General features: G+C 63.8%; 26 protein-coding genes and 2 tRNA genes. 20 read left to right on the top strand and 8 right to left on the bottom strand.

Features of this window, described 5'->3' with window-relative positions; translation table 11 throughout:
• Positions 1-13 precede the first annotated feature (13 nt).
• From FHW69_RS08380 to FHW69_RS08360, 5 genes are all read left to right on the top strand, one after another.
• A complete protein-coding gene (locus FHW69_RS08380; RefSeq protein WP_183422589.1) occupies positions 14-559 on the top strand; it encodes a regulatory protein RecX in 546 nt (181 codons plus the stop codon).
• Between the two features lie 76 nt (positions 560-635).
• On the top strand, positions 636-3,269 hold the full coding sequence (alaS, locus tag FHW69_RS08375; protein WP_183422588.1) for an alanine--tRNA ligase: 2,634 nt from the start codon (positions 636-638) through the stop codon (positions 3,267-3,269).
• A gap of 281 nt (positions 3,270-3,550) precedes the next feature.
• The gene (gene csrA, locus FHW69_RS08370) at positions 3,551-3,757 is read left to right on the top strand and encodes a carbon storage regulator CsrA (RefSeq protein ID WP_183422587.1); all 207 of its coding nucleotides are present in this window, start codon (positions 3,551-3,553) and stop codon (positions 3,755-3,757) included.
• 69 nt (positions 3,758-3,826) lie between these two features.
• Positions 3,827-3,919, top strand: a tRNA-Ser gene (locus FHW69_RS08365).
• Positions 3,920-4,042: 123 nt separating this feature from the next.
• A complete protein-coding gene (locus FHW69_RS08360; RefSeq protein ID WP_183422586.1) occupies positions 4,043-4,447 on the top strand; it encodes a globin in 405 nt (134 codons plus the stop codon).
• On the opposite strand, the gene soxR is transcribed toward FHW69_RS08360, so the two are convergent.
• Positions 4,431-4,877: a redox-sensitive transcriptional activator SoxR gene (gene soxR / locus FHW69_RS08355; protein WP_183422585.1), complete on the bottom strand. Its 447-nt coding sequence runs from the start codon at positions 4,875-4,877 to the stop codon at positions 4,431-4,433. The two genes, FHW69_RS08360 and soxR, sit on opposite strands and share 17 nt — an antisense overlap.
• A gap of 97 nt (positions 4,878-4,974) precedes the next feature.
• On the opposite strand from soxR, the gene FHW69_RS08350 reads away from it, so the two are divergent.
• Positions 4,975-6,357: an MFS transporter gene (locus FHW69_RS08350; RefSeq protein ID WP_183422584.1), complete on the top strand. Its 1,383-nt coding sequence runs from the start codon at positions 4,975-4,977 to the stop codon at positions 6,355-6,357.
• A gap of 161 nt (positions 6,358-6,518) precedes the next feature.
• On the opposite strand, the gene FHW69_RS08345 is transcribed toward FHW69_RS08350, so the two are convergent.
• Positions 6,519-6,595 (bottom strand) — tRNA-Pro (locus FHW69_RS08345).
• A gap of 155 nt (positions 6,596-6,750) precedes the next feature.
• On the opposite strand from FHW69_RS08345, the gene hisS reads away from it, so the two are divergent.
• Both hisS and FHW69_RS08335 read left to right on the top strand, forming a co-directional pair.
• Positions 6,751-8,133 carry a histidine--tRNA ligase gene (hisS, locus tag FHW69_RS08340; RefSeq protein ID WP_183422583.1) on the top strand — a complete coding sequence of 461 codons (1,383 nt, stop codon included), beginning with the start codon at positions 6,751-6,753 and terminating at the stop codon, positions 8,131-8,133.
• Positions 8,134-8,183: 50 nt separating this feature from the next.
• Positions 8,184-10,088 carry an aromatic amino acid lyase gene (locus FHW69_RS08335; RefSeq protein WP_183422582.1) on the top strand — a complete coding sequence of 635 codons (1,905 nt, stop codon included), beginning with the start codon at positions 8,184-8,186 and terminating at the stop codon, positions 10,086-10,088.
• Here the strand turns inward: FHW69_RS08335 and FHW69_RS08330 are convergent.
• Positions 10,076-10,774 carry a response regulator gene (locus FHW69_RS08330; protein ID WP_183422581.1) on the bottom strand — a complete coding sequence of 233 codons (699 nt, stop codon included), beginning with the start codon at positions 10,772-10,774 and terminating at the stop codon, positions 10,076-10,078. The genes FHW69_RS08335 and FHW69_RS08330 overlap by 13 nt on opposite strands.
• A gap of 152 nt (positions 10,775-10,926) precedes the next feature.
• Here FHW69_RS08330 and FHW69_RS08325 point away from each other — a divergent pair, with 152 nt between their 5' ends.
• From FHW69_RS08325 to hisIE, 9 genes are read left to right on the top strand one after another with little or no spacing between them, the layout of a single operon-like run.
• Positions 10,927-11,256 carry a YerC/YecD family TrpR-related protein gene (locus tag FHW69_RS08325; protein ID WP_183422580.1) on the top strand — a complete coding sequence of 110 codons (330 nt, stop codon included), beginning with the start codon at positions 10,927-10,929 and terminating at the stop codon, positions 11,254-11,256.
• Between the two features lie 8 nt (positions 11,257-11,264).
• Positions 11,265-12,158 (top strand): ATP phosphoribosyltransferase, encoded by an 894-nt coding sequence (gene hisG / locus FHW69_RS08320; RefSeq protein ID WP_183422579.1) that lies wholly within the window; start codon positions 11,265-11,267, stop codon positions 12,156-12,158.
• Positions 12,155-13,462: a histidinol dehydrogenase gene (gene hisD / locus FHW69_RS08315; protein ID WP_183422578.1), complete on the top strand. Its 1,308-nt coding sequence runs from the start codon at positions 12,155-12,157 to the stop codon at positions 13,460-13,462. The genes hisG and hisD overlap by 4 nt, the downstream gene beginning before the upstream one ends.
• Positions 13,459-14,520, top strand: a complete 1,062-nt coding sequence (hisC, locus tag FHW69_RS08310) for a histidinol-phosphate transaminase (RefSeq protein WP_183422577.1) — start codon at positions 13,459-13,461, stop codon at positions 14,518-14,520. Before hisD ends, hisC begins: the two co-directional genes overlap by 4 nt.
• Positions 14,517-15,581 carry a bifunctional histidinol-phosphatase/imidazoleglycerol-phosphate dehydratase HisB gene (hisB, locus tag FHW69_RS08305; protein WP_183422576.1) on the top strand — a complete coding sequence of 355 codons (1,065 nt, stop codon included), beginning with the start codon at positions 14,517-14,519 and terminating at the stop codon, positions 15,579-15,581. Before hisC ends, hisB begins: the two co-directional genes overlap by 4 nt.
• The gene (hisH, locus tag FHW69_RS08300; protein WP_183422575.1) at positions 15,581-16,171 is read left to right on the top strand and encodes an imidazole glycerol phosphate synthase subunit HisH; all 591 of its coding nucleotides are present in this window, start codon (positions 15,581-15,583) and stop codon (positions 16,169-16,171) included. Before hisB ends, hisH begins: the two co-directional genes overlap by 1 nt.
• Positions 16,168-16,920 (top strand): 1-(5-phosphoribosyl)-5-[(5-phosphoribosylamino)methylideneamino]imidazole-4-carboxamide isomerase, encoded by a 753-nt coding sequence (gene hisA, locus FHW69_RS08295; RefSeq protein ID WP_183422574.1) that lies wholly within the window; start codon positions 16,168-16,170, stop codon positions 16,918-16,920. Before hisH ends, hisA begins: the two co-directional genes overlap by 4 nt.
• Complete coding sequence (gene hisF, locus FHW69_RS08290; protein ID WP_183422573.1) at positions 16,914-17,684, top strand: imidazole glycerol phosphate synthase subunit HisF; 771 nt, start codon at positions 16,914-16,916, stop codon at positions 17,682-17,684. The genes hisA and hisF overlap by 7 nt, the downstream gene beginning before the upstream one ends.
• Positions 17,681-18,304: a bifunctional phosphoribosyl-AMP cyclohydrolase/phosphoribosyl-ATP diphosphatase HisIE gene (gene hisIE / locus FHW69_RS08285; RefSeq protein ID WP_183422572.1), complete on the top strand. Its 624-nt coding sequence runs from the start codon at positions 17,681-17,683 to the stop codon at positions 18,302-18,304. Before hisF ends, hisIE begins: the two co-directional genes overlap by 4 nt.
• Positions 18,305-18,406: 102 nt before the next feature.
• On the opposite strand, the gene arsC is transcribed toward hisIE, so the two are convergent.
• The 4 genes from arsC to FHW69_RS08265 form a co-directional block, all read right to left on the bottom strand.
• The gene (gene arsC / locus FHW69_RS08280) at positions 18,407-18,751 is read right to left on the bottom strand and encodes an arsenate reductase (glutaredoxin) (protein ID WP_183422571.1); all 345 of its coding nucleotides are present in this window, start codon (positions 18,749-18,751) and stop codon (positions 18,407-18,409) included.
• Positions 18,752-18,757: 6 nt separating this feature from the next.
• The gene (locus FHW69_RS08275; protein WP_183422570.1) at positions 18,758-20,335 is read right to left on the bottom strand and encodes a pseudouridine synthase; all 1,578 of its coding nucleotides are present in this window, start codon (positions 20,333-20,335) and stop codon (positions 18,758-18,760) included.
• On the bottom strand, positions 20,332-21,192 hold the full coding sequence (gene scpB / locus FHW69_RS08270; RefSeq protein WP_183422569.1) for an SMC-Scp complex subunit ScpB: 861 nt from the start codon (positions 21,190-21,192) through the stop codon (positions 20,332-20,334). The genes FHW69_RS08275 and scpB overlap by 4 nt, the downstream gene beginning before the upstream one ends.
• Before the next feature lie 97 nt (positions 21,193-21,289).
• Positions 21,290-22,183: a ScpA family protein gene (locus tag FHW69_RS08265; protein ID WP_183422568.1), complete on the bottom strand. Its 894-nt coding sequence runs from the start codon at positions 22,181-22,183 to the stop codon at positions 21,290-21,292.
• A gap of 367 nt (positions 22,184-22,550) precedes the next feature.
• Here FHW69_RS08265 and dinB point away from each other — a divergent pair, with 367 nt between their 5' ends.
• Positions 22,551-23,735 (top strand): DNA polymerase IV, encoded by a 1,185-nt coding sequence (gene dinB, locus FHW69_RS08260; RefSeq protein ID WP_255494713.1) that lies wholly within the window; start codon positions 22,551-22,553, stop codon positions 23,733-23,735.
• Between the two features lie 115 nt (positions 23,736-23,850).
• Positions 23,851-24,216, top strand: coding sequence for a PilZ domain-containing protein (locus tag FHW69_RS08255; protein WP_183422566.1), 366 nt, complete (start codon positions 23,851-23,853; stop codon positions 24,214-24,216).
• 37 nt (positions 24,217-24,253) lie between these two features.
• Here the strand turns inward: FHW69_RS08255 and FHW69_RS08250 are convergent, their stop codons facing one another.
• Positions 24,254-25,939 (bottom strand): AMP-binding protein, encoded by a 1,686-nt coding sequence (locus FHW69_RS08250; RefSeq protein ID WP_183422565.1) that lies wholly within the window; start codon positions 25,937-25,939, stop codon positions 24,254-24,256.
• Positions 25,940-26,064: 125 nt separating this feature from the next.
• Here FHW69_RS08250 and FHW69_RS08245 point away from each other — a divergent pair, with 125 nt between their 5' ends.
• A complete protein-coding gene (locus FHW69_RS08245) occupies positions 26,065-26,496 on the top strand; it encodes a hypothetical protein (protein WP_183422564.1) in 432 nt (143 codons plus the stop codon).
• Positions 26,497-26,525 lie beyond the last annotated feature (29 nt).

The following is a 26,525-nucleotide window of genomic DNA, read 5'->3' as shown; positions in this document are numbered from 1 at the left end:
GTTCCGGCGCCTTATGAGGCGCCGGGATGGATCAAGCCAGGGTCCGGACGACGGTAGCCCGGATCAGCGCGATGCCTCCGGGTCTGGCAAAAAGCCCCGCGCACCCCGAAGCGCCTTCGACAAGGCGCTGGGGCTTTTGGCCCGCCGCGAGCATTCGCAGCGGGAGCTTCGGCAGAAGCTGGGTCGGGGCGGTTTTGCCCGTGACGAAACATCCGCCGCCGTCGAACGGCTGGAAGATCTCGGATACCAGGACGACAGCCGGTATGCCGAAGTGCTTGTTCGCAGCCGCATCTCGCAGGGCTATGGCCCGGCGAGGATTCGCGCCGAGCTGAAAAGCCAGGGAATTGGTGACGCAGCCATCCGGCAACTGCTGGAGGCGGCCGACGTGGACTGGCGCGATCTGGCGTCGTCCCAGCTTCGCCGCCGATACGGCGGACCCTCTGTCGACCCTGCCGAGCGTGCCCGCAGGGCGCAATTCCTCTTGCGCCGGGGCTTCGCCGCCGCCACAGTACGTAGTCTTACCCACGCTGACGTGGACGACGCCGCTGACGACGATTGACAGGCTTCCTGGCCTTATCGTGTGCAGGCGTGGTTCCAGGCCGTGGTGACTTTCGCAGCTTTGACGCCACGACCTCATGAAAACCGCCGAAATCCGCTCGACCTTCCTCGATTTTTTCCGTTCCAAGGACCACACCATCGTGCCGTCGGCATCGCTGGTGCCCTCGAACGACCCCACCCTGTTGTTCACCAACTCGGGCATGGTGCCGTTCAAGAATGTGTTCCTCGGCAGCGAGAAGCCGGGCTATGTCCGCGCCGCTGACGTGCAGCGCTGCCTGCGGGCAGGCGGCAAGCACAACGATCTGGATGCGGTGGGTTATACCGCGCGCCACCACACTTTCTTCGAGATGCTGGGCAACTGGTCGTTCGGTGATTATTTCAAGCGCGACGCCATTGCGTATGCGTGGGAACTGCTCACCAGTGTTTACAAGCTCCCGTCCGAGCGCCTGTGGGTCACGGTCTATCACACCGATGACGAGGCCTACGACATCTGGAACAAGGAAGTGGGCGTACCGGCCGAGCGCATCGTGCGCATCGGCGACAACAAGGGCGCGCCGTTCGCATCGGACAACTTCTGGCAGATGGCCGACACTGGCCCGTGCGGTCCTTGCACGGAAATTTTCTTCGATCATGGCGATGACGTCGCCGGTGGCCCCCCAGGCTCACCCGATGAAGATGGTGATCGCTACATCGAAATCTGGAACCTGGTGTTCATGCAGTTCGATCGTGCGCCGGATGGCACGCTGACGCCGTTGCCCGCGCCCTGCGTGGATACGGGCATGGGCCTGGAGCGCCTGGCGGCTGTGCTGCAACACGTGCACTCCAATTACGAAATCGACCTGTTCGCGCATCTGATTGCCGAGGCATCCAGGCTCACGGCAACCGCCGACATCAGCAACAAGTCGCTGCGCGTCATTGCCGATCATATTCGTGCGTGCTCCTTCCTCATTGTTGACGGCATTCTTCCGTCCAATGAAGGTCGGGGTTACGTGCTTCGCCGCATCATCCGTCGCGCATTGCGTCACGGCTGGATGCTGGGTGTGCGTGGCGATTTCTTCTGGAAAATGGTCGCGCCGCTCGTGGAAGAAATGGGCGAGGCCTACCCGGATCTGGCAAAGAAGCAGAGCTTCGTTGAGCAGGCGCTGAAGGCCGAGGAAGATCGCTTTGGCGAAACGCTGGAAAATGGCATGCGCGTTTTCGATGACGTGGCAAGCAAATCCGGCCAGGTTATTCCGGGCGCCGACGCATTCCGCCTTTACGATACCTACGGTTTTCCGGTCGATCTGACGGCAGACATTGCTCGCGAGCGCGGCATGACGGTCGACATGGAAGGCTTTGAGCGTGCCATGGGTGAGCAGCGTGCCCGCGCGCGCGCCGCCAGTCATTTTGAAACCAAGGGCCAGTTGCCCGCCGAAGTCGCCAGTGCGCTGACGCCTACGGTGTTTACCGGTTACGACGCGCTTGAATTGGGCGACGCTGAAGTGGTTGCCATCGTGCGCGCTGGCAAGCAGCTGGAAGCGCTCGCCGACGGCGAAGAAGGCATCGTTCTGCTCGATCGCACGCCGTTCTACGCCGAGTCGGGTGGCCAGGTGGGCGACACGGGCGTGCTGCGCAACACGGCGGGCGGCTTTACGGTTGAAGACACGCATAAGTTGGGTGGCGTGTTCTTCGGTCATTTCGGTCGTTGGCAGGGTGCGGCCCCGCTGCGCAAGGGTGATCGCGTGGGTGCGTCGGTCGATGCGTTGCAACGCCAGGCCATCGTGCTCAACCACTCGGCCACGCATCTGTTGCATGCCGCACTGCGCAAGCTGCTTGGCGATCATGTGGTGCAGAAGGGTTCGCTGGTGGCGCCGGAGCGTCTTCGTTTTGACTTCGCACACTTCAAGGCGGTCACGCCCGAAGAGCTGCGTCAGGTCGAGCGCATGGTGAACGACGAAGTGCGTCGCAATGCGGCTGCTGAAGTGCATCACATGGGCTACGACGACGCTATCGAGTTCGGTGCCATGGCGCTGTTCGGTGAAAAGTACGGCGCCGAGGTTCGCGTGTTGCGGATGGGTGAGTTCTCAACCGAATTGTGCGGCGGAACCCACGTTTCGCGCACGGGCGATATCGGTCTGTTCAAGATCGTGGCCGAGTCTGGCGTGGCCGCCGGTGTACGCCGCATCGAAGCGGTGACGGGTGTCGGCGCGATGGACTACGTGGCGGACGAGGAGCGTCGTCTCGGCGAGCTTTCCGGCTTGTTGTCGTCCTCCGGCGACGACGCCATCGAGAAGTTGCGCCAGCTCTTTGACCGGCAGAAGAAGCTGGAGCGCGAGCTGGAGTCGTTCAAGGCCAGGGCGGCCAGCTCGGCGTCTGCTGATCTGGCAACCAGTGCCGCCACCGTTGAGGGCATCCGTGTGGTGGCGGCGCGTCTGGAGGGTATGGACGCCAAGTCGCTGCGCGACAGCCTGGATGCGCTTAAACAGCAGCTTGGCGACTGCGTGGTGATTCTGGCGGGCGCAGCCGATGGGCGCGTGTCGCTCGTGGCGGGCGTCAACGGATCGGCACTGGGTCGCGTTAAGGCGGGTGACCTGGTAAGCCATGTGGCCGGCCAGATCGACGGTAAAGGCGGTGGTCGCCCGGACATGGCCCAGGGCGGCGGCAATGACACCCCGGCACTGGCCACCATTCTTGCCTCGATTCCGGACTGGGTGAAGTCTCGCCTTTCGTAAGCCAACGGCGTGAGAGCTGGGCGTAACGCGTGTCGATCGTGACGGGAACCTTTCGTTCTGGCTACTGACGCGTTGCGCCATCGGCTTTCGCTCGGCTAGTATCAGCCGAATGTCGGACGTTTCCTTAAGATCGATTGGATCGGCGGGTCGCTGGTAGCAGGTCAAATGAGAGCCGCGGAAGGCCATAAGCCTTTCAAGGACGATGTCGATCCATCAACGGCTGGCACTCGGGGTGACGTCGTTGGGTGGGAAGCCAATACCTGATTTATGGAGTATCAATCATGCTGATTCTGACCCGCCGGGTCGGTGAAACCCTGATGATCGGCGACGAGGTGACCGTCACGGTGCTGGGCGTCAAGGGTAATCAGGTGCGCATCGGTATCAACGCGCCTAAGAACGTTGCCGTGCATCGCGAAGAGATTTACCAGCGCATCAAGAATGAGGGTGAGTCGTCTGATCCATCCGACGAACATCACAACGATCACTAAGGCTTTACGGCCGGGGCTTGTGCAAGTATCCTTGCCGGCTCATCGCGGAAGAACGCGATAACAATACCCGGAGAGATGCCCGAGAGGCCGAAGGGGCTCCCCTGCTAAGGGAGTATAGGGTCAAAAGCCTTATCGAGGGTTCGAATCCCTCTCTCTCCGCCAGTACTACGAAGACGCCCCCTTGTGGGGCGTTTTCGTTTCTGACGTATGCCTTTTTGACCTGCATCAATGGGCGATTTTTTGCTCTCGATAACCTTTGCGGCTTTTGCGCAAAGGAGTCGCGGCATGTCACCCACGTACGATGATCTGCAAGTCAGCTTCGGTCGTTGCCTGCGGACAAAGGATTTTATTGGCCGGTTTTACGATGTGCTGCTTCAGTCGCATCCGTCGCTGGCGCCGCTGTTTGCAAAGACCGATTTCCGGCAGCAGCGTCTGGCGTTGCGTCGTGGCATCAGTCTGGCTATTTCCTGGGCCGCCGGCGCGGGCATGGCGCGGGCTCCGATGGACGAGATGATTCGGGTGCACGGACGGGGAGGGCGCGCGCCCATCCCTCCGGAATTCTATGCCTACTGGCTGGAAAGCCTGCTCACCGTGATCCGCGACAGCGATCCGGAGGTGACGCCCATGCTGGAGCAGCGCTGGCGCGACGCCATGGGCAAGGTCATTGATGCGTTCACTCGTGGCTATTGACCTCGTCCCAGGCGCGGGGGCCGTCACCTGATTCACCGAGCACGTCGCCCGGATTGGCCAGCCGGCAGCGTTGCAGCGAAAGGCAGCCACAGCCGATGCACTCTGTGAGCTGGTGACGCAGCAGGTTCAGTTGCGCGATGCGTGTGTCCAGTTCCTCGCGCCAGAGGGCCGACATTCTTGCCCACTCGGCGCGCGTGGGCGTGCGTTCCTGCGGTAGCGTCGCGAACGCGCGCCGTACGGCTTCCAGTGGAATGCCTACTCGCTGCGCCACGCGGATCACGGCCAGCCGGCGCAACACGTCGCGCGCGTAGCGGCGCTGATTGCCCGGCGTGCGCAGGCTGCTGATAAGTCCCTTCTTTTCGTAGAAGTGCAGCGCCGAAATGGCTACCCCGCTGCGGCGGGCGGCTTCGCCGACAGTCAGTTCCTGCATGTCTTGACCTCAAGCTTGGTTGAGGTCGCATCCTGCTCGTCCCCGCAGGCAACAGCAAGTCATGCGTAGCCTCGCCCCCTGCTTCCAAGAGACAATCATGAGCGTGAGCACTTCTGAAACCCCGTTTTTCTCCGCGCCGGATGCGGCGCATCCCGAGGGCCTGCTGTCGCCGCGCTACCGCGCTGCGACGCTTGGCATGGTCGCCCTCATTTCTCTCATTGCCTTTGAGGCGCTGGCGGTCACCACGGCGATGCCCGCGGTAGCGCGCGAGCTCGACGGCCTGAAGCTGTACGCCCTGGCCTTCGGCGGCACCCTGGCCACCAGTGTCATCGGCATGACGCTCGCAGGGCGCTGGAGCGATATCCGTGGCCCCGGCCTGCCGCTGTGGTCGGGTCTTGCTTGTTTCGTGACTGGCCTGCTGCTCGCGGGCTTCGCCCCCACGATGGACATGCTTCTGCTGGGGCGGCTCGTGCAGGGCCTGGGTGCGGGCGGCATGTCGGTCGCGCTCTATGTGGTCGTTGGCCGGTTGTACCCGGAGGTCATGCGGCCGAAAATTTTTGCGGCGTTCTCCGCTGGCTGGGTAGTGCCGTCGATGATCGGCCCGGCGGTCAGCGGTCTTATCGTCCAGAGCGTGGGCTGGCGCTGGGTGTTTCTGGGTGTCCCGCTGCTCGCTGTTCCTGCGGCGGTGATCCTGCGCCCGGCGCTGAGTCAGTTGCCTGCGATGACCCCGGGTGCGCGACCGTCCGCCCGGGCGGTGTATCTGGCCTTCGGTGCTGCCGTGGGCGTGTGCCTGGTGTTCATCGCTGGTCAGCAGCAGGGTTGGGTGGCTGCCGCGGTGCTGGTGCCCGCTGTGGCGCTGCTGGGCGGCTGCGCCCGCAGCATGCTTCCTGCTGGCACGTTGCGGGCGGCGCGTGGGCTGCCCAGCGTGATTCTTTTGCGCGGACTGGCCGCCTCGGCGTTCTTTGGCTGCGAGGCGTTTCTGCCGCTGCTGTTGTCGCGGGAGCACGGCCTGTCGCCCCTGTGGTCGGGCATGGCGTTGAGTGCGGGTGCGCTGGGCTGGTTCTCCGGCTCCTGGTATCAGGGCCACTACGCGACGATGTCGCGGGAGGCGTTGCTGAAGCTGGGAACCGGAGCGCTGACCGTCGGCGTGGCCGTCACGGCGTCGGCCGCGTGGCCTGTGGTGCCCGTGGCCGTATCCATTGCGGGCTGGGCGCTCACCGGGCTTGGCATGGGCCTGCTTTACGCCAGCCTTTCGGTGCTGATGCTCAAGCTGTCGCCGCCGGAAGAGCAGGGCGCCAACAGTTCGGCTTTGCAACTGTGCGAGTCAGTGACAGTCGCCACCACGCTGGCAGTGGGTGGCTCGCTGTTCGCCGCGCTGATTGCTTCCTCGTCGACGGGCGCCTTCCTCGCCAACTTCGCCCTGGCCGGTGTGCTGGCGGTACTTGGCATGGTCGTGGCGCGGCGCACGCACGCGCGGTAAGTCTGGAGGGCGGGCTGGTTTCGCGTGGCTTTTCGGACTCGCGAGCAAGCCCGCTCCCACAGCCATCCGGTCGTTTCTGCGCAGAGTCGTTTTTTTGCAAACGGCGCAAACAAAAACGCCGGCTCAAGGCCGGCGATTCTGTAACGAATTGAAGCATTCGTTGGTCGGGGAGACAGGATTCGAACCTGCGACTTCTACGTCCCGAACGTAGCGCTCTACCAGGCTGAGCTACACCCCGACGGCGAGCCGCGTATATTAGTGATCCTTCCCCCGATACGCAACAGGGCTGCGCACATTTTTTTACATGTGACCCTCAAAGGCCTTGGGGCACCTATCTGCTAGGCTATGCGGCTGCCGCATTCGCGGCGTCGTTCAGCCTGTCCAGAGGATTTCATGGCACTCACCCCGGCCCGCACCATGCCTGGTGTTCTCGAGCTTCTGCCGCTCGATCAGATCGCTTTTCAGCGCATGCTGGACACCATTCGTCGCAACTACGAGCGTTTCGGCTTTCTGCCGGTGGAAACGCCAGTCATCGAATTCAGCGATGTCCTGCTGACCAAGACGGGCGGGGAGACCGAGCGCCAGGTCTACTTCGTGCAGTCCACCGGTTCGCTGGGTGCCGCCGAGAAGGGCGACAAGCCGGAGCTTGCGCTGCGTTTCGATCTCACCGTGCCGCTTGCCCGCTATGTGGCCGAGCATGAGCACGATCTGAGCTTCCCGTTCCGCCGTTACCAGATGCAGCGGGTGTATCGCGGCGAGCGCGCCCAGCGCGGCCGTTTCCGCGAGTTCTACCAGTGCGACATCGACGTGATCGGCAAGGACTCGCTGTCGGTACGTTACGACGCCGAGATTCCGGCGGTGATCTACAGCGTCTTCCGCGAATTGAACGTGGGCGCATTCACCATCCAGTTGAACAACCGCAAGCTCATGCGTGGCTATTTCGAGAGCCTGGGTGTTGCCGACAGCGAGCAGCAGACGCTCGTGCTGCGTGAAGTGGACAAGCTGGACAAGCGCGGTCCCGACTACGTGCGCGACGTGCTGACCGGTGATGCCTTCGGCCTGTCGTCCGATGTGGCTGATCGCATTCTTGCGTTCGTGCAGGTGCGTTCGACGTCGGTGGCGGATGCCTTCGAAAAGCTTGATGCGCTGGGCGCAGGTTCGGAGCAGTTCGAGCAGGGGCGTGCCGAGCTGAAGGAGGTGCTGGGCCTCATCCGCGATTTCGGCGTGCCTGAAACGCACTTTGCACTGAATCTGTCGATTGCGCGCGGCCTGGATTACTACACGGGCACTGTGTACGAAACCACGCTCAACGATCACCAGGCCATCGGCTCGGTGTGCTCGGGTGGCCGCTATGAAAACCTCGCGGGTCAGTACACGAAGTCGCACCTGCCGGGCGTTGGCATTTCCATCGGCCTGACGCGCCTGTACTGGCAGCTTCGCGACGCCGGTCTCATCAACTCGGCGCAGAGCACCGTCGACGTGCTGGTCACGCAGATGGATGCGAAGAACATGCCTGCCTACCTTGCCGTGGCTACGGAATTGCGCAACGCGGGCATCGCCACCGAAGTGGTGATGGACGGCGGCAAGCTCGGGAAGCAGTTCAAGTACGCCGACCGTGCGGGCATCCGCTTTGCCATCGTTATCGGTGAAGACGAAGTTGCCAAGGGCGTTGTCACCGTGAAGGATCTTCGCCGCGAAGATCAGTTTGAAGTGGCGCGCGACGAATTGGTCAAAGCGCTCCGCGTCGAACTTGCCCAGGCTGAAGTGGGGCGCTGACGCGCCCCGTTCTTTCGCTGCCCATCCCCCTCGTCTTCCCCGGCATATCCATGACCCACGAAAGCATTCTTCTTGACGGCCGCAGCCTCACCCGCGCGCAGGTGGTCACGATTGCGCGCCATGGCGCGTCCATCCGCCTCGATGAAACGCAGCTTCTGAAGGTGAAGCGCGCTGCTGATTTTCTTGCGGAAAAAGTGAGCTGCGGTGAGCCGATCTACGGCGTGACCACCGGCTTCGGCAGCAACGCCGACAAGCTGCTGGGCGCGCATCGCGTGCGCGACGAGCTGCCGGGGGGCAATCCGGAAGCACCCGACGGCACGCTGCTGGAAGAGTTGCAGCGCAACCTGATCATCACTCACGCGGTATGTGTCGGTAAGCCGTTCCCGGTGGATGTGGTTCGCGCCATGCTGGCCATTCGCGTCAACACGTTGATGCGTGGTCACTCGGGCATTCGCGTGGACACGCTGCGCTCGCTTGCCGAACTGCTGAACCGCAACGTGATTCCGGTCATTCCGGAGAAGGGTTCGGTCGGTGCCAGCGGCGATCTCGCACCGCTGTCGCATCTGGCCATCGTGCTGCTGGGTGGTGGCGAAGCGTTCTATGAAGGCGAGCGCATTTCCGGTGCGGAAGCGCTGCGTCGTGCGGGCTTGAAGCCGGTGCGCCTGTCGTTCAAGGAAGGCCTGGCGCTCAACAACGGCACCACGCAGATGCTTGCCACGGGCGTGCTTGCACTTGCCACGCTGGAAACCCTCATCAAGACGGCAGACCTCGCCGCGGCCATGACGCTGGACGCCTTTGCGGGCCGCACGCGCGCCTACGCACCGGAAGTGCACGCGCTGCGTCCGCACCCGGGGCAGGTCGACACCGCTGCGCGGTTCCTCCAGTTGCTCAACGGCTCCACGCTGGCGGACATCGCCTATCACCTCGTGCCGCGATTCCGGCCGTGGCTGGCCGATTCCTGGTCCGATCCGGCCGATCAGGGTAACCGCTTCGATATCGGCTGGGACTACGTTCCTGCCACGCAGCGTCATGGCAAGGAAGCGTTCTACGCGCGCTTCCTGCCGTTCAAGGGCGGCAAGAAACACCAGCCGCAGGACGCTTATTGCCTGCGCTGCGCGCCCCAGGTGCATGGCGCGGTACGCGATGCATGGGCACAGGCCTGTCGCGTGTTCGACGTCGAACTGAATGCCGTCACCGACAACCCGCTGGTGTTCCCGGATGCAGAAAATCCGGAAGTAATCGAAGACCAGGTGATCTCGGCCGGTCACTTCCACGGCATGCCGCTGGCGCTGGCCATGAGCTACGTGAAGGCGGCCATTCCGGTGCTGGCGTCCATTTCCGAGCGTCGCACGGCGAAGCTGGTTGATCCGGCCAACAACGATGGCCTGCCGGCATTCCTCATCGGCAACGAAGATGCGACCGACTCGGGCTTCATGATCGTTCAGTACACCGCCGCCGCGCTGGTCAACGATCTGGCCACGCGCGCGCATCCGGCATCGGTGTATTCGGTGCCGACCAGTGCCAACGCGGAAGATCACGTGTCGATGGGCGCCAACGAAGCGCGTCACGTACTTGAGATGACCGAAGACCTGGGTCACGTGCTGGCCATGGAGCTGTACACCGCCGCACAGGCGCTGGAGTACCGCCAGGACATGCTCAATGCGGCCCGATCCCTCGCGGCGCGTGGTGACTGGCAGGCTATCGCCAGCAAGATCTCCGGCGCACCCCGACAGGACTCCCCGCACTACCCGCAGTTCGAAACGGAAGTGAAGGCGCTGATGGCCGCGCTGGCCGGTGCGGACGACTTCCATGCGGGCGAGGCGGTGCGCGAGGCGCTGGCGGCCCTGCGTGCGCACATCAGTTTCATGCAGCGTGACCGCGCTATGGATGGCGAGGTACGCATCATCTGCGAACTGGTGGCCTCAGGTCAGCTGGTGGCGAATCAGTCGCTCTGAGTGGCCGGGCGCGCGGCCTCGCCAAGGGGTGAGGCCGGGTCTTCCAGGGCAAGCGCACTGAGGTTCCCAAGATACTGGTAAAGCTGGGCGTCGTTCGCGAGGCCCAGCTTTACCATCGCCATGCGTTTCTGCCGGCTGATCGTCTTGAAGCTGCGGCGCATTTCCGAGGCGATTTCATTCAGTGACATGCCGGTGGCGAACACCCGCATCACTTCCACTTCCCGGCGCGACAGCCGGTCGAACAGATTTTCGCTGGCATCCGCGCAGTCCGCTTCCTGAAAGAGGCGGCGCACGCTGGGGCTCAGGTACGTGCGTCCCACACTGGCCGAATGCACTGCCACCGGTAGGTCGCGCATGCTGGCGCGCTTGTCGAATACGGCGTGCACGCCAAGGTCCAGCAGCGTGCGCAGCACGGCCGGGTTGGTCAGCATGGTCAGCACCACGATGCCGGTATACGGCCAGTCCCGGCGCAGGCGGTGAATCATTGCCAGGCCGTCGGCTTCGGTGCCACCGGGCATGGACAGGTCAGTGACAACGACCCTGCTGGGCGTTCTGGCCAGGGCAGCGAACAGGGCTTCGGGGTCGTGGGCGCGGCCCAGGACCTCGCATCCGTGCGCGTGCAGTGCGGCTTCGACGCCAGCGACCACGATGGGGTGGTCGTCCGCGACGATGACGGAGGTGGACATGAGAGGTATCTCGTTTCTGCGAGGTCCCCATGCTGGCGCGGCCGTCGGCCGGGCACTATCGAACAAGTCGTAAACGCCAGTCGGGGAGTGGCTTGCTCTGGCCGGGTGCCGGGACTATGATCTGCTCCACTGTGTTAATGCGTTAGTACATTATGAAGCGTCGATCCCTGGATCCTGAAACCTCCGCCGACTCCTCCGAAGCCAGTCTTTGCGAGGCTTTGCTGGCCCTGAAGACCGTGCCGGAGATGCGCGCCTTCCTGCACGACCTGTGCACCCCGGCCGAGCTGGAGGTGATGGTGGACCGCTGGAGCGTGGTGCCCTACCTGCTTGAAGGGCGCTCCTATCGCGATATCCATGAGCGCACTGCCGTCAGCATCACGACCATTGGGCGGGTCGCCCGCTATCTCAATCAGGGCAGCGGGGGCTACATGGCCGCCGCTGCGCGTCGCGCCGGCGGTCTGCCCGTCGCGGATCAGGAGTGACACTCGCCATGAAATCCCGCGACCGCCTGCGTATCGCCATGCAGAAATCCGGCCGGCTGACCGAGCCTGCCCAGGACCTGCTCTCCCGATGCGGGCTCAAGTTCCGTCAGAGCCGGGACAAGCTGTTCTGTTTCGGCGAAGGCGAGCCGGTAGATCTGCTGCTTGTCCGGGACGACGACATCCCCGGACTGATCGCCGAAGGCGTATGTGATCTGGGCATCGTCGGCCGCAACGTGCTTCGCGAATACCAGCTCACCCACGCTTCCAATGGCGATGGCCTGGACGAGCTTCGTCCCCTGGGATTTGGCCACTGCCGCCTGTCCATTGCGTTGCCGCAGGAAGACGACTATGCCGAGCCGTCGCAATTGCGCGGCCAGCGCATCGCCACCTCGTATCCGGGCCTGCTGGGCGAATGGTTGCGCGAACACGATGTGGACGCCCGCGTGGTGATGCTTGCCGGCTCGGTGGAAATCGCGCCGCGCCTGGGCACGGCTGATGCGATCTGCGACCTGGTGTCCAGCGGCGCGACCCTTGTAGCCAATCAGTTGCGCGAAGCGGCCGTCGTTGTGCAGAGCGAAGCCGTGCTTGCCGGTCGCCGCGAGCTTCCTCTGGACGAGCGGGGCGAAATCGCCGAGCTGCTTCTGCGCCGTCTCGACGGCGTGATTCAGGTGCGTGATTCGCGCCTCATCCTGATGCAGGTGCCGCGCGATGCTCTGGGTGAAATCACCCGGTTGTTGCCGGGCGGCCCGACGCCCACGCTCACCAGCGTGGATGGCGCGCCGGATCAGGTGCTGCTTCAGGCGTTGTGTGCAGGCTCGGTCAGCTGGCGCCAGCTGGAAGACATGAAGCGTGCCGGTGCCCGCGACATGCTGGTGTTGCCCGTGGAGAAGATGCTGGCATGAAACGCTATGTCTGGAGTTCGCTCGACGAGGCGGCCAGGATCGGTGCGCTGGCCCGCCCCGCACAGTCCCGTGCCGCGTCATTGCGCGATGGCGTGGAAACCATTCTTGCCGACGTGCGCGCGCATGGTGACGCCGCGCTTCGGGAGCTGACGTCGCGCTATGACGGCGTGTCACTCGATGCGCTGGAAGTCAGCGAAGCCGAATTTGCCGATGCCCAATCGCGTCTTTCCGATGAGCTCAAGGCAGCCATCGTGGAAGCGGCAGGGCGCATTGAATCATTCCATCGCGCGGGAGCCCCGCAGCCCGTGGTGGTCGAAACCGCGCCGGGCGTACGGGTAGAGCGCGTGCTCCGTGCCATGGATCGGGTGGGGCTGTATGTTCCTGCCGGCGGCGCGCCGCTTCCCTCCACGGCGTTGATGCTTGGCGTGCCGGCGGCCATCGCAGGTTGTCCGGAGGTGGTGCTGTGCACACCGATCCAGTCCGATGGCCGTTGTGATGACGCGGTGCTGTTCGCTGCCCGCAGCACGGGTGTGCATCGTGTATTCAAGCTGGGTGGCGCGCAGGCGGTGGCTGCGATGGCCTATGGCACCGCCACGGTGCCCCGCTGCGCGAAAATCTTCGGCCCCGGCAATGCGTGGGTGACCGAGGCCAAATTGCAGGTAGCAGGCGATCCGGATGGCGCAGCCATCGACATGCCTGCGGGTCCTTCCGAGGTATTGGTGATTGCCGATGCTGGCGCCAGTCCTGTTTTTATCGCGGCGGATCTGCTGTCGCAGGCAGAGCACGGCCCGGACTCGCAGGTGCTGCTGGTCAGCCCGTCGGCCAGCCTGATCGACCGGGTAGCCGACGAGGTGGCCCGCCAGCTCGCGCAGCTTCCCCGCGCCGCCGTGGCAGCGCAGGCGCTGGCGAGCAGCCGGCTGATCGAAGTCGCTGATCTGGACCAGGCGGTCCAGGTCAGCAATCGCTACGCACCGGAGCATCTGATCATCCAGACGGCTGATCCGCGCGCGTTGCTGACGTCCGTGACCTCGGCCGGCTCGGTGTTTCTGGGTGCGTGGACCCCTGAATCGGTGGGCGACTACTGCAGCGGCAGTAACCACGTGCTGCCCACGTATGGCTATGCACGCAGCTACAGCGGCGTGTCCGTCGCCAGTTATCAGAAGCAGATCACCGTGCAGGAACTCAGCGAAGAAGGTCTGCGCAACATCGGCCCCTGCGCAGCGACGCTGGCTGCCGCCGAGCGTCTGGAAGCACACCGCCGTGCCGTTACTTTGCGTCTGGCCGAGATGGAGGCCCGCGCATGAGCGTGCTCAATCTGGCTCGCCCGGATATCGTCGCCCTGACGCCGTATGCCAGCGCGCGCATGGAGGCGAGTGGCGGCTCGGTGTTTCTCAATGCCAACGAAAGCGCCTGGGCTCCGCCGGGCGGTGAGGGCCTCAATCGTTACCCGGACCCGCAGCCCGCTGCGCTGGTCGCGAAACTGGCAGACCTGTACGGCGTGCCCGCGGATCGCGTGCTGGTGGGGCGTGGCAGCGACGAAGCCATCGACTTGCTGGTGCGCGCATTCTGTCGCGCTGGCACCGACGCCGTGCTGATTTCGCCGCCGACCTTCGGCATGTATGCCGTATCGGCACGCGTGCAGGGAGCCGCCGTGATCGAGGTGCCCCTGCGGGATGATTTCAGCCTCGATGCCGATGCGTTGCTGGCAGCCGTGACGCCGACGACCCGGCTGGTTTTCGTCTGTTCGCCCAACAATCCGACCGGCAACCTTGTGCCCGCGTCGACACTTGAACGGCTGGCGGTGGCGCTGGAGGGCAGGGCGTTGCTCATCGTGGACGAAGCGTATGTGGAATTCACGCACGGGCCGCGTGCGGCGCCGTTGATCGACCGCTTTGAACACGTCGCCGTGCTTCGTACGTTGTCCAAAGCATGGGCGCTTGCGGGTGCGCGCGTGGGTGCGTTGATTGCCCGCCCAGAGATCATTTCGCTGCTTCGCCGGATCATGGCGCCTTATCCGTTGCCTCGGCCGAGCATTGATGCGGCGCTCGCTGCCTTGTCGGATGAGGCCATGATGAAATCGGACGCGCATGTGGTGGTCGTGCGTCACGAGCGCGAACGCATGTTCCGTGAACTGTCGGCACTTCCGTGCGTCAAGGCAGTCCTTCCGTCTGACGCCAATTTCCTTGCCGTTCGCTTCGACGATCCGCACCGTGCCTATGCCGCATTGCTTGCGGCAGGCGTGCTGGTACGAGACCTCACGCGGTATCGCGGATTGAGCGATGCGCTGCGTATCACCATTGGCACGGCGGGCGAAAACGACCGCGTGATCGCCACGCTGAGTGCGGAGGCGATGCAGGCATGAGTCGCAAAATCCTCTTTCTCGATCGCGACGGCTGCCTCATTGAGGAGCCCGCCGACGAGCAGATCGACAGCTACGAAAAGCTGGCTCTGCTGCCTGGCGTGATCGCCGCATTGCAGCGCTGCGTATCGGCAGGCTACGAACTGGTGCTGGTCACCAATCAGGATGGGCTGGGCACCGGATCATTTCCTCAGGCGACCTTTGATGGTCCGCATGCGCTGTTGCTGCGGATTCTGTCATCGCAGGGCATCGTATTTCGCGAAGAACTCATCGACCGCAGTTTCCCCCACGAAGGTCTGGATACGCGCAAGCCGGGTGTGGGGCTGGCGCGCCATTTTCTCGCTGACGACAGCTGGAGTCGCGCACAGTCCGCGATGGTGGGTGACCGGGAGAGCGATCTGGCGTTCGCTGCCAATATGGGCGTGCGTGGCTTCCGTGTGGGGCCGGCAGGGCAGACCTGGCCTGAGATTGCGCATGCGCTGCTTGATGCACCCCGCGTGGCGGCGGTTGAACGGCGTACCCGAGAGACGTCCATTCGTGTGAGCGTGGATCTGGATCAGGTGGCCGATCCCAAGGTGCACACCGGGCTGGGCTTCTTCGATCACATGCTGGAACAGATCGGCAAGCACGGCGGGTTCGCGCTCGACATCACCTGCGAGGGTGACATCGGCGTGGATGAACATCACACCATCGAGGACTGTGCGCTGGCGCTGGGTCAGGCGCTGCGTGTGGCGCTCGGTGACAAACGTGGCATCGGCCGTTACGGGTTCTCGCTGCCGATGGACGAGTCGGCAGCCAGCGCGCAGCTGGATATCTCCGGGCGGCCTTATTTCGTGTTTGAAGGCACGTTTCCGCGCGAGCGCGTCGGCGATATTCCCACCGAGCTGGTACCCCATTTTTTCCGCTCGCTGTGCGAAACCCTGGGCGCGAATCTGCACCTGGCCGTGCGCGGGGATAATGCGCATCACATGGTGGAGGCGTGCTTTAAAGTGGTGGCGCGCACGCTGCGCCAGGCCATTCGTCGCGATGGCGACGAGATGCCCAGCACGAAAGGATCGCTTTGATGAGCGTTGTTCTGGTCGACGCTGGCGGCACCAACATTGGCTCGGTGCGTTATGCCTTGCAGCGACTTGGTGTGGACGCGCAGCTGACTTCCGATGCGGCAGCCATTCGGGCTGCGTCGCACGTGATTCTTCCCGGTGTGGGCGCGGCGGCACCTGGCATGCGCCGGCTCAATGAAGCCGGGCTGGCCGATGTACTGCGTGGTCTCACACAGCCGGTGCTCGGCGTATGCCTTGGCATGCAGTTGCTGTGCGAATCGTCCGAGGAAGGCGACACGACCTGCCTCGGGCTTATTCCCGCCACCGTGCAGCACTTTGAACGACGCCCTGGCTTGCGTGTGCCACACATGGGCTGGAACACCCTGACCGCCACGCGCACGCACGCGTTGACCTCGGGCCTGCGTGATGGCGACAGCGCATATTTCGTGCACAGCTATGCCGTCCCTGTGGGTGACTACACATTGGCATCGTGCGAGTACGGTGAATCGTTTTCTGCGGTGATCGGACGAAACAATTTCTTTGGCATGCAGTTTCACCCCGAGCGCTCGGCAAGCGTGGGCGCGGGGCTACTCGCTGGATTTCTTGCACTATGACCACCTTGCCCATTCCCGCCATTGATCTGCGCGAGGGTCGCGTGGTGCGACTTCGCCAGGGCGACTACGCACAGCAGACGACGTTTGAATTCGATGCCGCAGAGCTTGCGCAGCGATACGCCGACGAGGGAGCGACGTGGCTACACGTTGTGGACCTGGATGGTGCCCGTTCGGGGGAGTTTGAAAACCTCGCCGTGATCGCGGCTATTGCGTCGGCAGGCCAGCTGAAAGTGCAGGCGGGCGGTGGTGTGCGTGATGAAGCGGGCGTGCGTCGTCTGCTGGACGCGGGCGTGTCGCGCGCAGTGGTGGGTAGCGTGGCCATCCGCGAGCCCGACACGGTGGTGGAATGGATCGCGCGCTACGGTGCGCAGTCGATCACGCTGGCGCTGGACGCGCGCCTTCGCCACGGCGCATGGCGGTTGCCAAGCGCGGGCTGGACGGAGGATGAGGCGCGCACGCTGGATGAACTGGCGCCGTGGTATGCGCAGGCCGGTGCGGTGCATCTGCTGTGTACCGATATCGACCGCGACGGCATGATGGCCGGGCCGAACCTTTTCCTCTACGAACACCTGCGCCGGATCGTGCCGGGCATGCAGATCCAGGCATCTGGCGGCGTGCGTTCGGTCGCCGATATCGCCGCACTTGCCGGTTTAGACATGGCGGGTGTGATTCTCGGCCGGGCGCTGTTGCAGGGCGAGTTCCAGCTTTCCGAAGCCTTTTCGGCGACAGCGCAGGCCGCCGCATGTTGAGTCGCCGCATTGTGCCTTGCCTGGATGTGCGCGACGGGCAGGTCGTCAAGGGCGTGCGCTTTCGCGATCACCTCGTGGTCGGCGAAATTGTCGATCTGGCGCTGCGCTATCGCGACGAAGGCGCCGACGAACTCGTGTTTTACGACATCACTGCAAGCCCCGAAGGTCGCCGTGTGGATCGTGCCTGGGTCGAGCGCGTGGCGCGGGTGATTGATATTCCGTTTTGTGTGGCCGGTGGCATCCGCAGCGTGGAGGATGCGCGCGACGTGCTGCATGCCGGTGCGGACAAGATCTCGATCAATTCACCCGCGCTGGAGCGACCGGAACTCATTGGCGAACTCGCCGATGCCTTTGGTGTGCAGTGCGTGGTGGTGGGCATCGACAGCCTGCGGGACGAAGACGGGCAGTGGCGTGTGCGTCAGTACACCGGCGATCCATCGCGGACACGCGCACTCGCGCGCCGGACCATGGACTGGCTTGTCGAAGCGCAGGAGCGCGGTGCCGGTGAAATTGTCCTCAACTGCATGGGCACCGATGGCGTGCGTGGTGGTTATGACCTGGCTCAGCTGAGTGAGGCGCGTGCGCTGTGTCACGTCCCGCTCGTTGCCTCGGGCGGCGCAGGTACACCGGAACATTTTGTCGATGTGTTTCGACAGGCCGACGTGGATGCGGCGCTGGCAGCCAGCGTATTCCACAGCGGTGACATCGCCATTCCTTCATTGAAACAGACGCTGCGCGACAGCGGGATCGAGGTCAGGTCATGAGCGCGAACATTCCCGATTTTGCCAAGGGCGACGGCTTGCTTCCGGCCATCGTGCAGCACGCTGGCACGGGCCAAGTGTTGATGCTTGGCTACATGGATGAGGCGGCACTCGCTGCGACACATGAGCTTGGCAAGGTCACGTTTTTCAGCCGCAGCAAGAAACGTTTATGGACGAAGGGCGAGACCTCGGGAGACGTGCTGACGCTGGTGGATGTGCGGCTCGATTGCGACAACGACACCTTCCTTGTGCGCGCGTGGCCTTCGGGTCCCACGTGCCACACGGGCAGCCGGAGCTGTTTTGGCGATACGGTGCCGATGCCAAAGGGGTATCTGGGTGAGCTTGATGCATTGATTGCGCGGCGCGACGTGGAGCGTCCGGCAGGGAGCTACACCACATCCCTGTTTGAGGGCGGCATTCGACGCATGGCGCAGAAGGTGGGCGAGGAAGGCGTGGAAACCGCGCTTGCTGCCGTGGCGCAGGATGACGACGCACTGATCGGCGAAGCCGCCGACCTCGTGTTTCATCTTATGGTGGTGTTGCGTGCACGAGGGCTGGGGTGGAGCGACGTGGTGGACAAGTTGCAGGCGCGCCACGCGGCATCGGTGATGCCGGATCGCTGAGGCGTTCCATCGCGCGCAGGCGCTACGGGAGTGAGCTTGCTCACCATGCCTGCGAAGCCGCGCAGTAATGATCTGCAACGGCTTCACAGAAACACTCGTAGCTCAAAGAATGGCCAGCACCGCTTCCGGTGGACGGCCAATAGCAGCGCGACCGTCATTCACGACGATCGGCCGCTGGATCAGGCGAGGGTGCGCGACCATCGCGCTCAGCAGGGCATCCCTGCCAAGCGACGGGTCGGACAGACCCAGGTCGGTGTATTCCGCTTCATCGCGACGCATCAGCGCACGGGGCTCAATACCCAGCATGTCGATGATGGCGCCCAGTTCATCGACGCCCGGAGGCGTCTGCAGATACTCGATGACTTCGGGCGTGAGCCCCCGGCCAGTCAGCAGGCCGAGGGTTTCGCGCGATTTGGAGCAACGCGGGTTGTGGTAGATCCGCAGCATCGCGTTTTAGCGATTGCCGCTGCGGTTGCCGCCGCCACCCGAACGATTGCCACCGCCGCCACCGCTGCGGTTACCGCCACCGCCGCCCGGACGGGGACCGCGGTTGCCACCTGCCGGACGCGGACCACCGCCGGTACGGTTGCCACCGCCGCCGCCAGCACCCGGACCACGCGAACGGTTGCCACTGGCGTTTCCTTCGTAACGGCCACCCGGCGCGGCACGATTGCCGTCCGAACGACCCGGACCCGCAGCGCGATTGCCATCGGCACGACCCGGGCCCGCAGAGCGGTTACCCGGACCTGCGGAACGATTGCCAGGGCCTGCGCCCGAATTCGGGCCACGGGCACCTGCGGGACGCGGACCACCGCGACCACCCGCCGGACGACCGGCCGAGTTGCCGGAAGCAGCGCCGCCTGCGGTGTTGCCACCCTTGCGGCTGTCACCGGCGAACCACGTGCGAATCGAAGGAAGCTCCTGACCCGGAGCGACGCGGCGCGACGGCTTGCGCTGTCCACCGCTGGCGTTGCCGCCACGTTCCGGACGAGCGACGTTGCCGTTCACTTCGCGACCCGGCGAGCCACCCGGGCGACGGCCGCCGCGCGGGCCGCGCGAGGGTTCGTCACGGATGCGGTCAAACGCGGTGAGTTCGCGTGCTTCATCGCGGTTGCCGGAGCTCCACGCGTTGGTGCTGCCGCTGCGGTTGTCCGGCCTGTATTCGGTAACGTGGCGCGGGGCGCGACGCTGATGCACCACGGCGCTGAGCGTCAGGACCGGGGCGGGAGCGCCCAGACCCGTGCTGCGACGGAGTTCCTTGATGGCCTCTTCGTCCAGCGATTCGCAATCGCCACGACGCAGGGCGCGCGGAAGTTCGGTGGCGCCGTAGCGGATGCGCTTCAGGCGGCTGACCAGGAAGCCCTGCGAATCCCACAGGCGGCGGACTTCGCGGTTGCGGCCTTCGCGGATGACCACACGGAACCAGCTATGGCTGCCACCGCGGCTGATGACCGCGATTTCGTCAAAGCGGGCCGGGCCGTCTTCGAGTTCGACGCCCGCTTTCAGGCGTTCGATGATCTCGTCAGGCACTTCGCCGTGCACGCGGCAGAGGTACTCACGCTCAAGGCCGCTCTTCGGATGCATGAGCGCATTGGCCAGTTCACCGTCGGTGGTGAGCAGCAGGAGGCCGGTGGTGTTGATGTCCAGACGACCCACGGCGACCCAGCGTGCACCCTTCAGGCGCGGCAGCTGTTCGAAAACGGTGGGGCGGCCTTCTGGGTCTTCGCGGGTGGTCACCACGCCTTCGGGCTTGTGGTAGACCAGCACTTCGGCATCGTCACGGGTGTCGGTGGCGACGACAAACTGCTTGCCGTCGACGCCGACGCGGTCGCCGGCATGCACGCTGGAGCCGATGGTGGCGACGGTGCCGTTGACTTCGACCTCGCCAGCCTGGATGCGCTGTTCGAGCATCCGGCGCGAGCCGAGTCCGGCGTTGGCGAGTACCTTGTGCAGGCGCTCTTCGAGTTGCACGCCGTCGTCGGCGCGGGTGTCACGTTTCAGGGTAAGCAGGGAACGCTGGGGCGCATTCATGCGCGGAACTCCTCGGTGTCTTGCGTGGCGGCGTCGTCATCGACGTCCGCGAGATTCTCTGCCTCGTCGGCAGTGTGGGAAGCCGCGACGTCGTTGGCGTCGGCAGGCGTGTCGTGTGGTGCGTCCGTGTCGTTCGTCGAGTCTTCAACGTCGGTGACGGCAATTTCTTCCGATGCCTCGACGACTGATGCGTCGGGCGTCGCGGTGACGATGGCTTCGTCGGGGTCGTCCTGGATGGGTTCGTCCGTGGCCACGTCGTCCATGGGAACCTGCACGCGTGCGGGCAGGGGTTCCGATTCTCCGTTCAGGCGCATCTGCGGGTTCAGCTCTTCCAGATCGCGGATCTCGGAGAGTGGGGGCAGCGCGTCGAGCGATCTGAGGTTGAAGTAGTCGAGAAAACCGCGGGTGGTGCCGAACAGGGCCGGCTTGCCCGGTACATCGCGGTAACCCACGATGCGGATCCATTCACGCTCTTCCAGCGTCTTGATGATGCTGGAGGACACCACCACGCCGCGAATCTGTTCAATTTCCGGGCGGGTGATCGGCTGGCGGTAAGCGATGAGGGCCAGCGTTTCCAGCAGGGCGCGCGAGTAGCGGCTGGGCTTTTCGGCCCAAAGACGCGAGACCCACGTGTGCACATGCTGACGAACCTGATACCGGAAGCCGGAGGCCACCTCGATCAGTTCAACGCCGCGCCCGTCGCAATCCTCAGCCAGCGCCTTCAGCGCCACGTCGAGGTCGTCCGTGCTCACCTCGTCTTCGTCGACGAAGAGGGCTTTCAACTGGGTGATCGTCATCGGCTGGGTGGACGCCAGCAGCGCCGCCTCGACGATGGGTTTGAGCTGATCGGGTTGCATAAGCCTCATCAATGCCGCGCGTGGGCGCGGATCGGTTCGTGCGGCAAGCCACCGGCGTGCCGGCGGGCTGTCTTTATCGCACTGTAAGCGGGCGCTTTCAGGCGACGTCCTGTTCGGATTGCGTATCCACGTCGGCCTCGGTCAGTACCTTGGCTTTGACGTAGATGGGTCCAAGCACTTCTTCCTGGACAATTTCCACAAGCATTTCCTTGGCCAGTTCCAGCATTGCCAGGAACGTGACCACCACGCCGAGCCGGCCTTCTGTCGCGTCGAAAAGTGTTTCGAAGCGGTGGAACGTGCCCGTGCCCAGCGATTGCAGCAGGTCGCCCATGCGCTGGCGGACGCTCAGGGGCTCCCGCTGGATCGCATGGTGGGTGAACAGGTCCGCGCGGTTCAATACGTCTTTCAGCGCGAGCAGCAGTTCTTTCAGATCCAGTGGCGGCGGCACCCGTACGACGTTGTGTTCGCCGACGAAGGCGTGCACGGGTACCGTGTCGCGCTCCAGGCGGGGCAGCTCGTCGATATCGGCGGCCGCCTTCTTGAAGCGTTCGTATTCCTGCAACCGGCGGACCAGCTCGGCGCGCGGATCTTCTTCCACACCTTCTTCTGTTGGCGGTCGCGGCAGCAACAGTCGCGACTTGATCTCGGCAAGGATCGCGGCCATCAGAAGATACTCAGCCGCCAGCTCCAGTCGCATGACCTCACGCATCATGTCGATGTAGTCCATGTACTGCCGGGTGATTTCGGCGACAGGGATGTCGAGGATGTCGAGGTTTTGCCGGCGGATCAGGTAAAGCAGCAGGTCGAGCGGACCTTCGAACGATTCGAGAATAACCTCAAGCGCATCCGGCGGAATGTACAGATCCTGCGGCATTTGCAGCACGGGCTGCCCGCGCACAAGCGCGAGGGGCATTTCCTGCTGTTGCGGGATGCCCGCGAAGGCATCCAGCGCTTTTTCGACCACCTGTGCTTCGGCTGGTTCGTTGCTCATCGGCACACGTCAGGTTGACCGCCTGTGGCGGTCGGAGTGCAAGGCCAACACCGCGTGCGCACAAAGGTGCGCGCCGGATTCCGAATACAACGCCGGTACTACCGGCCATCCCCGTTATGCCGCGCCACGCCACGTCTGAAACGGGGCAACGTACGCGCATCGAAGGGGTGCCCCAGGAGGGCAGCTCGTTCTTAAAGGTCATTCGGGAATGGGAGTACCCACGACCCCGGTATCAAACCGACAGGGACGCGCGGCCTTCTTGAGGTTCACCCGATAGAGCACAGGGTATCGCCTGTGTCGTCGCAAGTCCAGCGCCCGGCCATGTGCCACCGGGACACAGCGCCTGCCCCGGCGCACAATAGGGCCTATGCCTGCACCCGACCGAGCCATTATCCACGTCGACATGGACGCCTTTTACGCGTCCGTGGAGCAACTGGACGACCCGAGTCTGCGGGGAAGGCCGGTCATTGTGGCCGGGCTGGGCCGGCGCGGCGTCGTGTCCACGGCCAGCTATGAGGCCCGCCGCTTCGGCGTGCGTTCTGCGATGCCTACGGCCGAGGCCAGGCGGCTGTGCCCGGACGGGGTCTATGTATTCCCCCGGCACGATCGCTATCAGGAGGTTTCCTCGGTTGTTTTCGACGTTTTCGGCGAAGTTACGCCTCAGATCGAGGGATTGTCGCTGGATGAGGCGTTCCTCGATGTCACCGCCAGCCTCAAGCTTTTCGCCTCGGTGGAGGCCATCGGTCGCCGGGTGAAGGACGGTATCCGGGAGCGGACGGGTCTCAATGCATCCGTGGGCATGGCCCACAACAAGCTTCTGGCAAAACTGGCCAGTGAATCGTCCAAGCCTGACGGCTTCCTGCGCATTCACCGTCACGAGGTGCGCGGATACCTCGATCCGTTGCCCGTCGGCAAGATGTGGACGATTGGGCGGGTGGCTGAGGAGTCGTTGCACCGGGTGGGCATCCGCACCATTGGCGAACTGGTGCGCGCCGATGCCTGGCGCCTTCACAAGGCATTGGGCGAACGTCACGCACGGCAAATCCTCGCGCTGGCGCAGGGTACGGATGAGCGTCCCGTTGTCGCCGAGGCTGCCGAGCAATCCATTGGCGCGGAGTGGACGTTCGAGACCGATCTTTCTGAGCTGCCTATCGCGGAGGCCTGGATGCTTCGTCAGTGCGAGCGGGTGGGCGCCAGGGCGCGTGCGCGTGGGCTGGAAGCGCGCACCATCTCGGTGAAATTGCGGGAGCCGCCGTTTCTTACGCACAGCCGACAGGCACAGATGTCGGTCGCCGGCAACGGCACGCCCGAGATTTACGAGGTGGCACGACGCTTGCTTCGTACCTGGTGGGAGCAGCATCCGCGACCGAAGCTTCGCCTCTTGGGCGTAAGCCTTTCCGGATTCGGCAAGCACGATGTGCCACAACAGGATATGTTCGCTGCCCCCGTGGAAAAACGACGTGTGGACGGGTTGCAGGACAAGATCAACGAGAAGTTCGGTGCCGGTGCGCTGATGCGTGCAGGCGTGCTGAAAACCCGGGGATCGGAGTAGCGAATGTTGCGCTAATGTGTCGCTTTATGACGCAGTAAGCGCACTGAACGACCGGAAGCGGCACGGGCGGTGCGCCGCAAGACGGTCAGCACTACGGAACGAGGCAATCACCAAGATGACGGGCGACGACACGGACGGTCTTACTCAGCGCATGAAATTTCGCCATGCGCGCATGAAAGTGGAGACCGCGGTTCTGATGAGCCGGGGCGGTGAAGCTCACCCCACCGATCTGGTGGACATCTCCGCAACAGGCGCGTTGATGCGACGGCCTCTGGGCTGGCGCGGCGCGCCGGGCGAGACCTGGGTGCTGGACATGATTTTCGGCCACGACCTGCATATTCATATGGAGGCGTGCGTGGCACGCGTGTCCGCGCGGCAGATCGGCATGGAATATACGCATATTCCGGACGACAAGCAGGCGCCGCTATGGGATTTGCTGGGTGGCTATGCCGATACGCTGGAGGCGTGGAGCGAGGAGTGAACCGCTCCCCGTTCCGCACGCGAAGCAAAAGCCGCCGTCAGGCGGCTTTTGCTTTTTCTTCGTTGCGAAGTTCGCGGCGAAGAATCTTGCCCACGTTGCTCTTGGGCAGGCTGTCGCGGAACTCGATGTACTTCGGGCGCTTGTAGCCGGTGAGATTTTCGCGGCAGAACGCCTTGAGTGCTTCTTCGGTCAGGGACGGGTCCTTGCGCACGACGAAGACCTTGACCACCTCACCCGAATGCTCGTCCTCAACACCTACCGCCGCCACTTCGGCGACGCCCGGATGCTGCATGACGATGTCTTCGATCTCGTTCGGATATACGTTGAAGCCGGAGACCAGGATCATGTCCTTCTTCCGGTCCACGATGTAAACGTAGCCGTTCTCGTCCATGCGGGCGATGTCCCCGGTGCGCAGCCAGCCATTGGCATCGAGCACCTTGGCGGTTTCGTCGGGACGATTCCAGTAGCCCTTCATGACTTGCGGGCCGTGCACGCAGAGCTCGCCGACTTCGCCGATAGGCAACGGGGTGCCGTCCTCGGCCCAGATGGCCACATCGGTGGAGGGAATCGGCAGGCCGATCGAGCCGTTATAGGCCTTGATGTCCAGCGGGTTGATGCAGACCGCGGGCGAGGTCTCGGTCAGGCCGTAGGCCTCGGCCAGCGTGACGCCCGTGACCTTCTTCCAGCGTTCGGCCACAGCGCGCTGTACGGCCATGCCGCCGCCAAGGCTCAGATGCAGTTTCGAGAAGTCGAGCTTGTCGAAACCGGGCGTGTTGAGCAGGCCATTGAATAGCGTGTTGACGCCCGTAAGTGCCGTGAACTTGACCTTGCTGAGCTCCTTCACGAAGCCGGGCATGTCGCGCGGATTCGTGATGAGGTAATTCAGGCCGCCCAGGCGGGTGAACACCAGTCCGTTCGCGGTGAGCGAAAAGATGTGATACAGCGGCAGTGCCGTGATGATGATTTCTTCGCCGGCCTTGGCCGACTGGCCGATCCAGGCATCGGCCTGAAGCATGTTGGCGATCATGTTGCGATGGGTGAGCATCGCGCCCTTGGCCACGCCCGTGGTGCCGCCCGTGTACTGAAGGAAGGCAATGTCGTCGTGATTGACGTCCACCTTCGGCATCGGATGGGCCTTGCCCCGGGACAGCGCGTCACGGAAACGTACAGCCGTCGGCAGCGAGAACGCCGGCACCACCTTCTTGATGTGCTTGAGCACGAAGTTGATGATGGCGCCCTTCGGAAATCCGATGAGGTCGCCAATGCCCGTGGTGACGATGTGCTGCACGTGCGTGCCCGCGACACTCTGCGCCAGCGTGGCGGCAAAGTTGTCGAGCACCACGATGGCTTTCGCGCCGGAATCTTCAAGCTGATGCTTGAGTTCGCGGGCGGTGTACATCGGATTGGTATTGACCACCGTCAGGCCGAGGCGCAGGGCGCCGAACAGCGCGATGGGGTACTGAAGCACATTGGGCAGCATGATCGCGATGCGATCACCCTTCACCATCTTCAGCTCACCGCTCAGGTATCCGGCGAACGCGGACGACAGTTCGTCCAGCTGTCCGTAGGTCAGCGTGCGGCCAAAGTTGGTGAAGGCGGGGCGCTCTCGGTATCGCTTGAAGGCTTCGTCAAATACCGCTGCTACCGAGCGGTAGCTGTTGACATCGATCTCGGCGGGGATGCCGTCCGGATAGTGGTCGAGCCACGGACGTTCATTGCTCATGAATCGGTCAAGCTCCTGAGAAAGGGAGGCGGACGACGTTGCGTCATACCATGCCGGCATTGGAGCATACGCTCGCGTACAGCGGCAAGCCGCATTGCAGCGTGAGATTGAAGGGGAATGATGGCATGGCGAAATTGTGGTTGATGCTGGTTTTATTGCTGGCGGCAAGTGTTGCCGGATGCAGGCATAAACCTGACGAGGAGCGTGTCCGCGAAGCGGTTGCTGCCGCAGCGGCGGCGGCCGAAGCAGGACATCCAGCGGATACGGTGGCATCGCTGTCGGATGACTTCGAGGGGAATCACGGCACGCTGGACAGGCAGGGGCTTCAGAATCTTCTGAGAGTTCTGCGATTGCGGGGACAGTCGGTGCATGCGCTTGTCGGGCCGATTGCGACGGATGTTCGGGGTGAGCGTCTGGTGGCGACGTTTACCGTGACGCTGACGGCAGGCATCGGTGTGCTGCCTGAGCAAGCGGGTGTGTGGCGCGTGGAGTCGGCGTGGCGCAAGGAGGGTGGTGACTGGCGGTGTTATTCGGCGACGTGGGAAAAGGCGCTGTAGGTCTTCGTTTGCAGGCATTCATCAACGCA

This window comes from Luteibacter sp. Sphag1AF (assembly GCF_014192715.1).
Classification (GTDB): domain Bacteria; phylum Pseudomonadota; class Gammaproteobacteria; order Xanthomonadales; family Rhodanobacteraceae; genus Luteibacter.
Note: the sequence above shows the minus strand (reverse complement) of the source record. Positions and strands in the feature narration are given on the sequence as shown.

Coding starts and splice junctions, on each gene's coding strand:
- csrA (WP_183422587.1), top strand. CDS start 3,551: ATGCTGATTCTGACCCGCCGGGTCGGTGAAACCCTGATGATCGGCGAC.
- FHW69_RS08245 (WP_183422564.1), top strand. CDS start 26,065: ATGGCGAAATTGTGGTTGATGCTGGTTTTATTGCTGGCGGCAAGTGTT.
- hisB (WP_183422576.1), top strand. CDS start 14,517: ATGAGTCGCAAAATCCTCTTTCTCGATCGCGACGGCTGCCTCATTGAG.
- hisD (WP_183422578.1), top strand. CDS start 12,155: ATGAAACGCTATGTCTGGAGTTCGCTCGACGAGGCGGCCAGGATCGGT.
- hisS (WP_183422583.1), top strand. CDS start 6,751: ATGGCACTCACCCCGGCCCGCACCATGCCTGGTGTTCTCGAGCTTCTG.
- alaS (WP_183422588.1), top strand. CDS start 636: ATGAAAACCGCCGAAATCCGCTCGACCTTCCTCGATTTTTTCCGTTCC.
- FHW69_RS08325 (WP_183422580.1), top strand. CDS start 10,927: ATGAAGCGTCGATCCCTGGATCCTGAAACCTCCGCCGACTCCTCCGAA.
- hisF (WP_183422573.1), top strand. CDS start 16,914: ATGTTGAGTCGCCGCATTGTGCCTTGCCTGGATGTGCGCGACGGGCAG.
- FHW69_RS08380 (WP_183422589.1), top strand. CDS start 14: ATGAGGCGCCGGGATGGATCAAGCCAGGGTCCGGACGACGGTAGCCCG.
- FHW69_RS08265 (WP_183422568.1), bottom strand. CDS start 22,183: ATGAGCAACGAACCAGCCGAAGCACAGGTGGTCGAAAAAGCGCTGGAT.
- arsC (WP_183422571.1), bottom strand. CDS start 18,751: ATGCTGCGGATCTACCACAACCCGCGTTGCTCCAAATCGCGCGAAACC.
- scpB (WP_183422569.1), bottom strand. CDS start 21,192: ATGCAACCCGATCAGCTCAAACCCATCGTCGAGGCGGCGCTGCTGGCG.
- FHW69_RS08275 (WP_183422570.1), bottom strand. CDS start 20,335: ATGAATGCGCCCCAGCGTTCCCTGCTTACCCTGAAACGTGACACCCGC.
- FHW69_RS08330 (WP_183422581.1), bottom strand. CDS start 10,774: ATGTCCACCTCCGTCATCGTCGCGGACGACCACCCCATCGTGGTCGCT.
- hisC (WP_183422577.1), top strand. CDS start 13,459: ATGAGCGTGCTCAATCTGGCTCGCCCGGATATCGTCGCCCTGACGCCG.
- hisA (WP_183422574.1), top strand. CDS start 16,168: ATGACCACCTTGCCCATTCCCGCCATTGATCTGCGCGAGGGTCGCGTG.
- hisG (WP_183422579.1), top strand. CDS start 11,265: ATGAAATCCCGCGACCGCCTGCGTATCGCCATGCAGAAATCCGGCCGG.
- FHW69_RS08255 (WP_183422566.1), top strand. CDS start 23,851: ATGACGGGCGACGACACGGACGGTCTTACTCAGCGCATGAAATTTCGC.
- hisH (WP_183422575.1), top strand. CDS start 15,581: ATGAGCGTTGTTCTGGTCGACGCTGGCGGCACCAACATTGGCTCGGTG.
- FHW69_RS08250 (WP_183422565.1), bottom strand. CDS start 25,939: ATGAGCAATGAACGTCCGTGGCTCGACCACTATCCGGACGGCATCCCC.
- dinB (WP_255494713.1), top strand. CDS start 22,551: ATGCCTGCACCCGACCGAGCCATTATCCACGTCGACATGGACGCCTTT.
- soxR (WP_183422585.1), bottom strand. CDS start 4,877: ATGCAGGAACTGACTGTCGGCGAAGCCGCCCGCCGCAGCGGGGTAGCC.
- FHW69_RS08335 (WP_183422582.1), top strand. CDS start 8,184: ATGACCCACGAAAGCATTCTTCTTGACGGCCGCAGCCTCACCCGCGCG.
- hisIE (WP_183422572.1), top strand. CDS start 17,681: ATGAGCGCGAACATTCCCGATTTTGCCAAGGGCGACGGCTTGCTTCCG.
- FHW69_RS08360 (WP_183422586.1), top strand. CDS start 4,043: ATGTCACCCACGTACGATGATCTGCAAGTCAGCTTCGGTCGTTGCCTG.
- FHW69_RS08350 (WP_183422584.1), top strand. CDS start 4,975: ATGAGCGTGAGCACTTCTGAAACCCCGTTTTTCTCCGCGCCGGATGCG.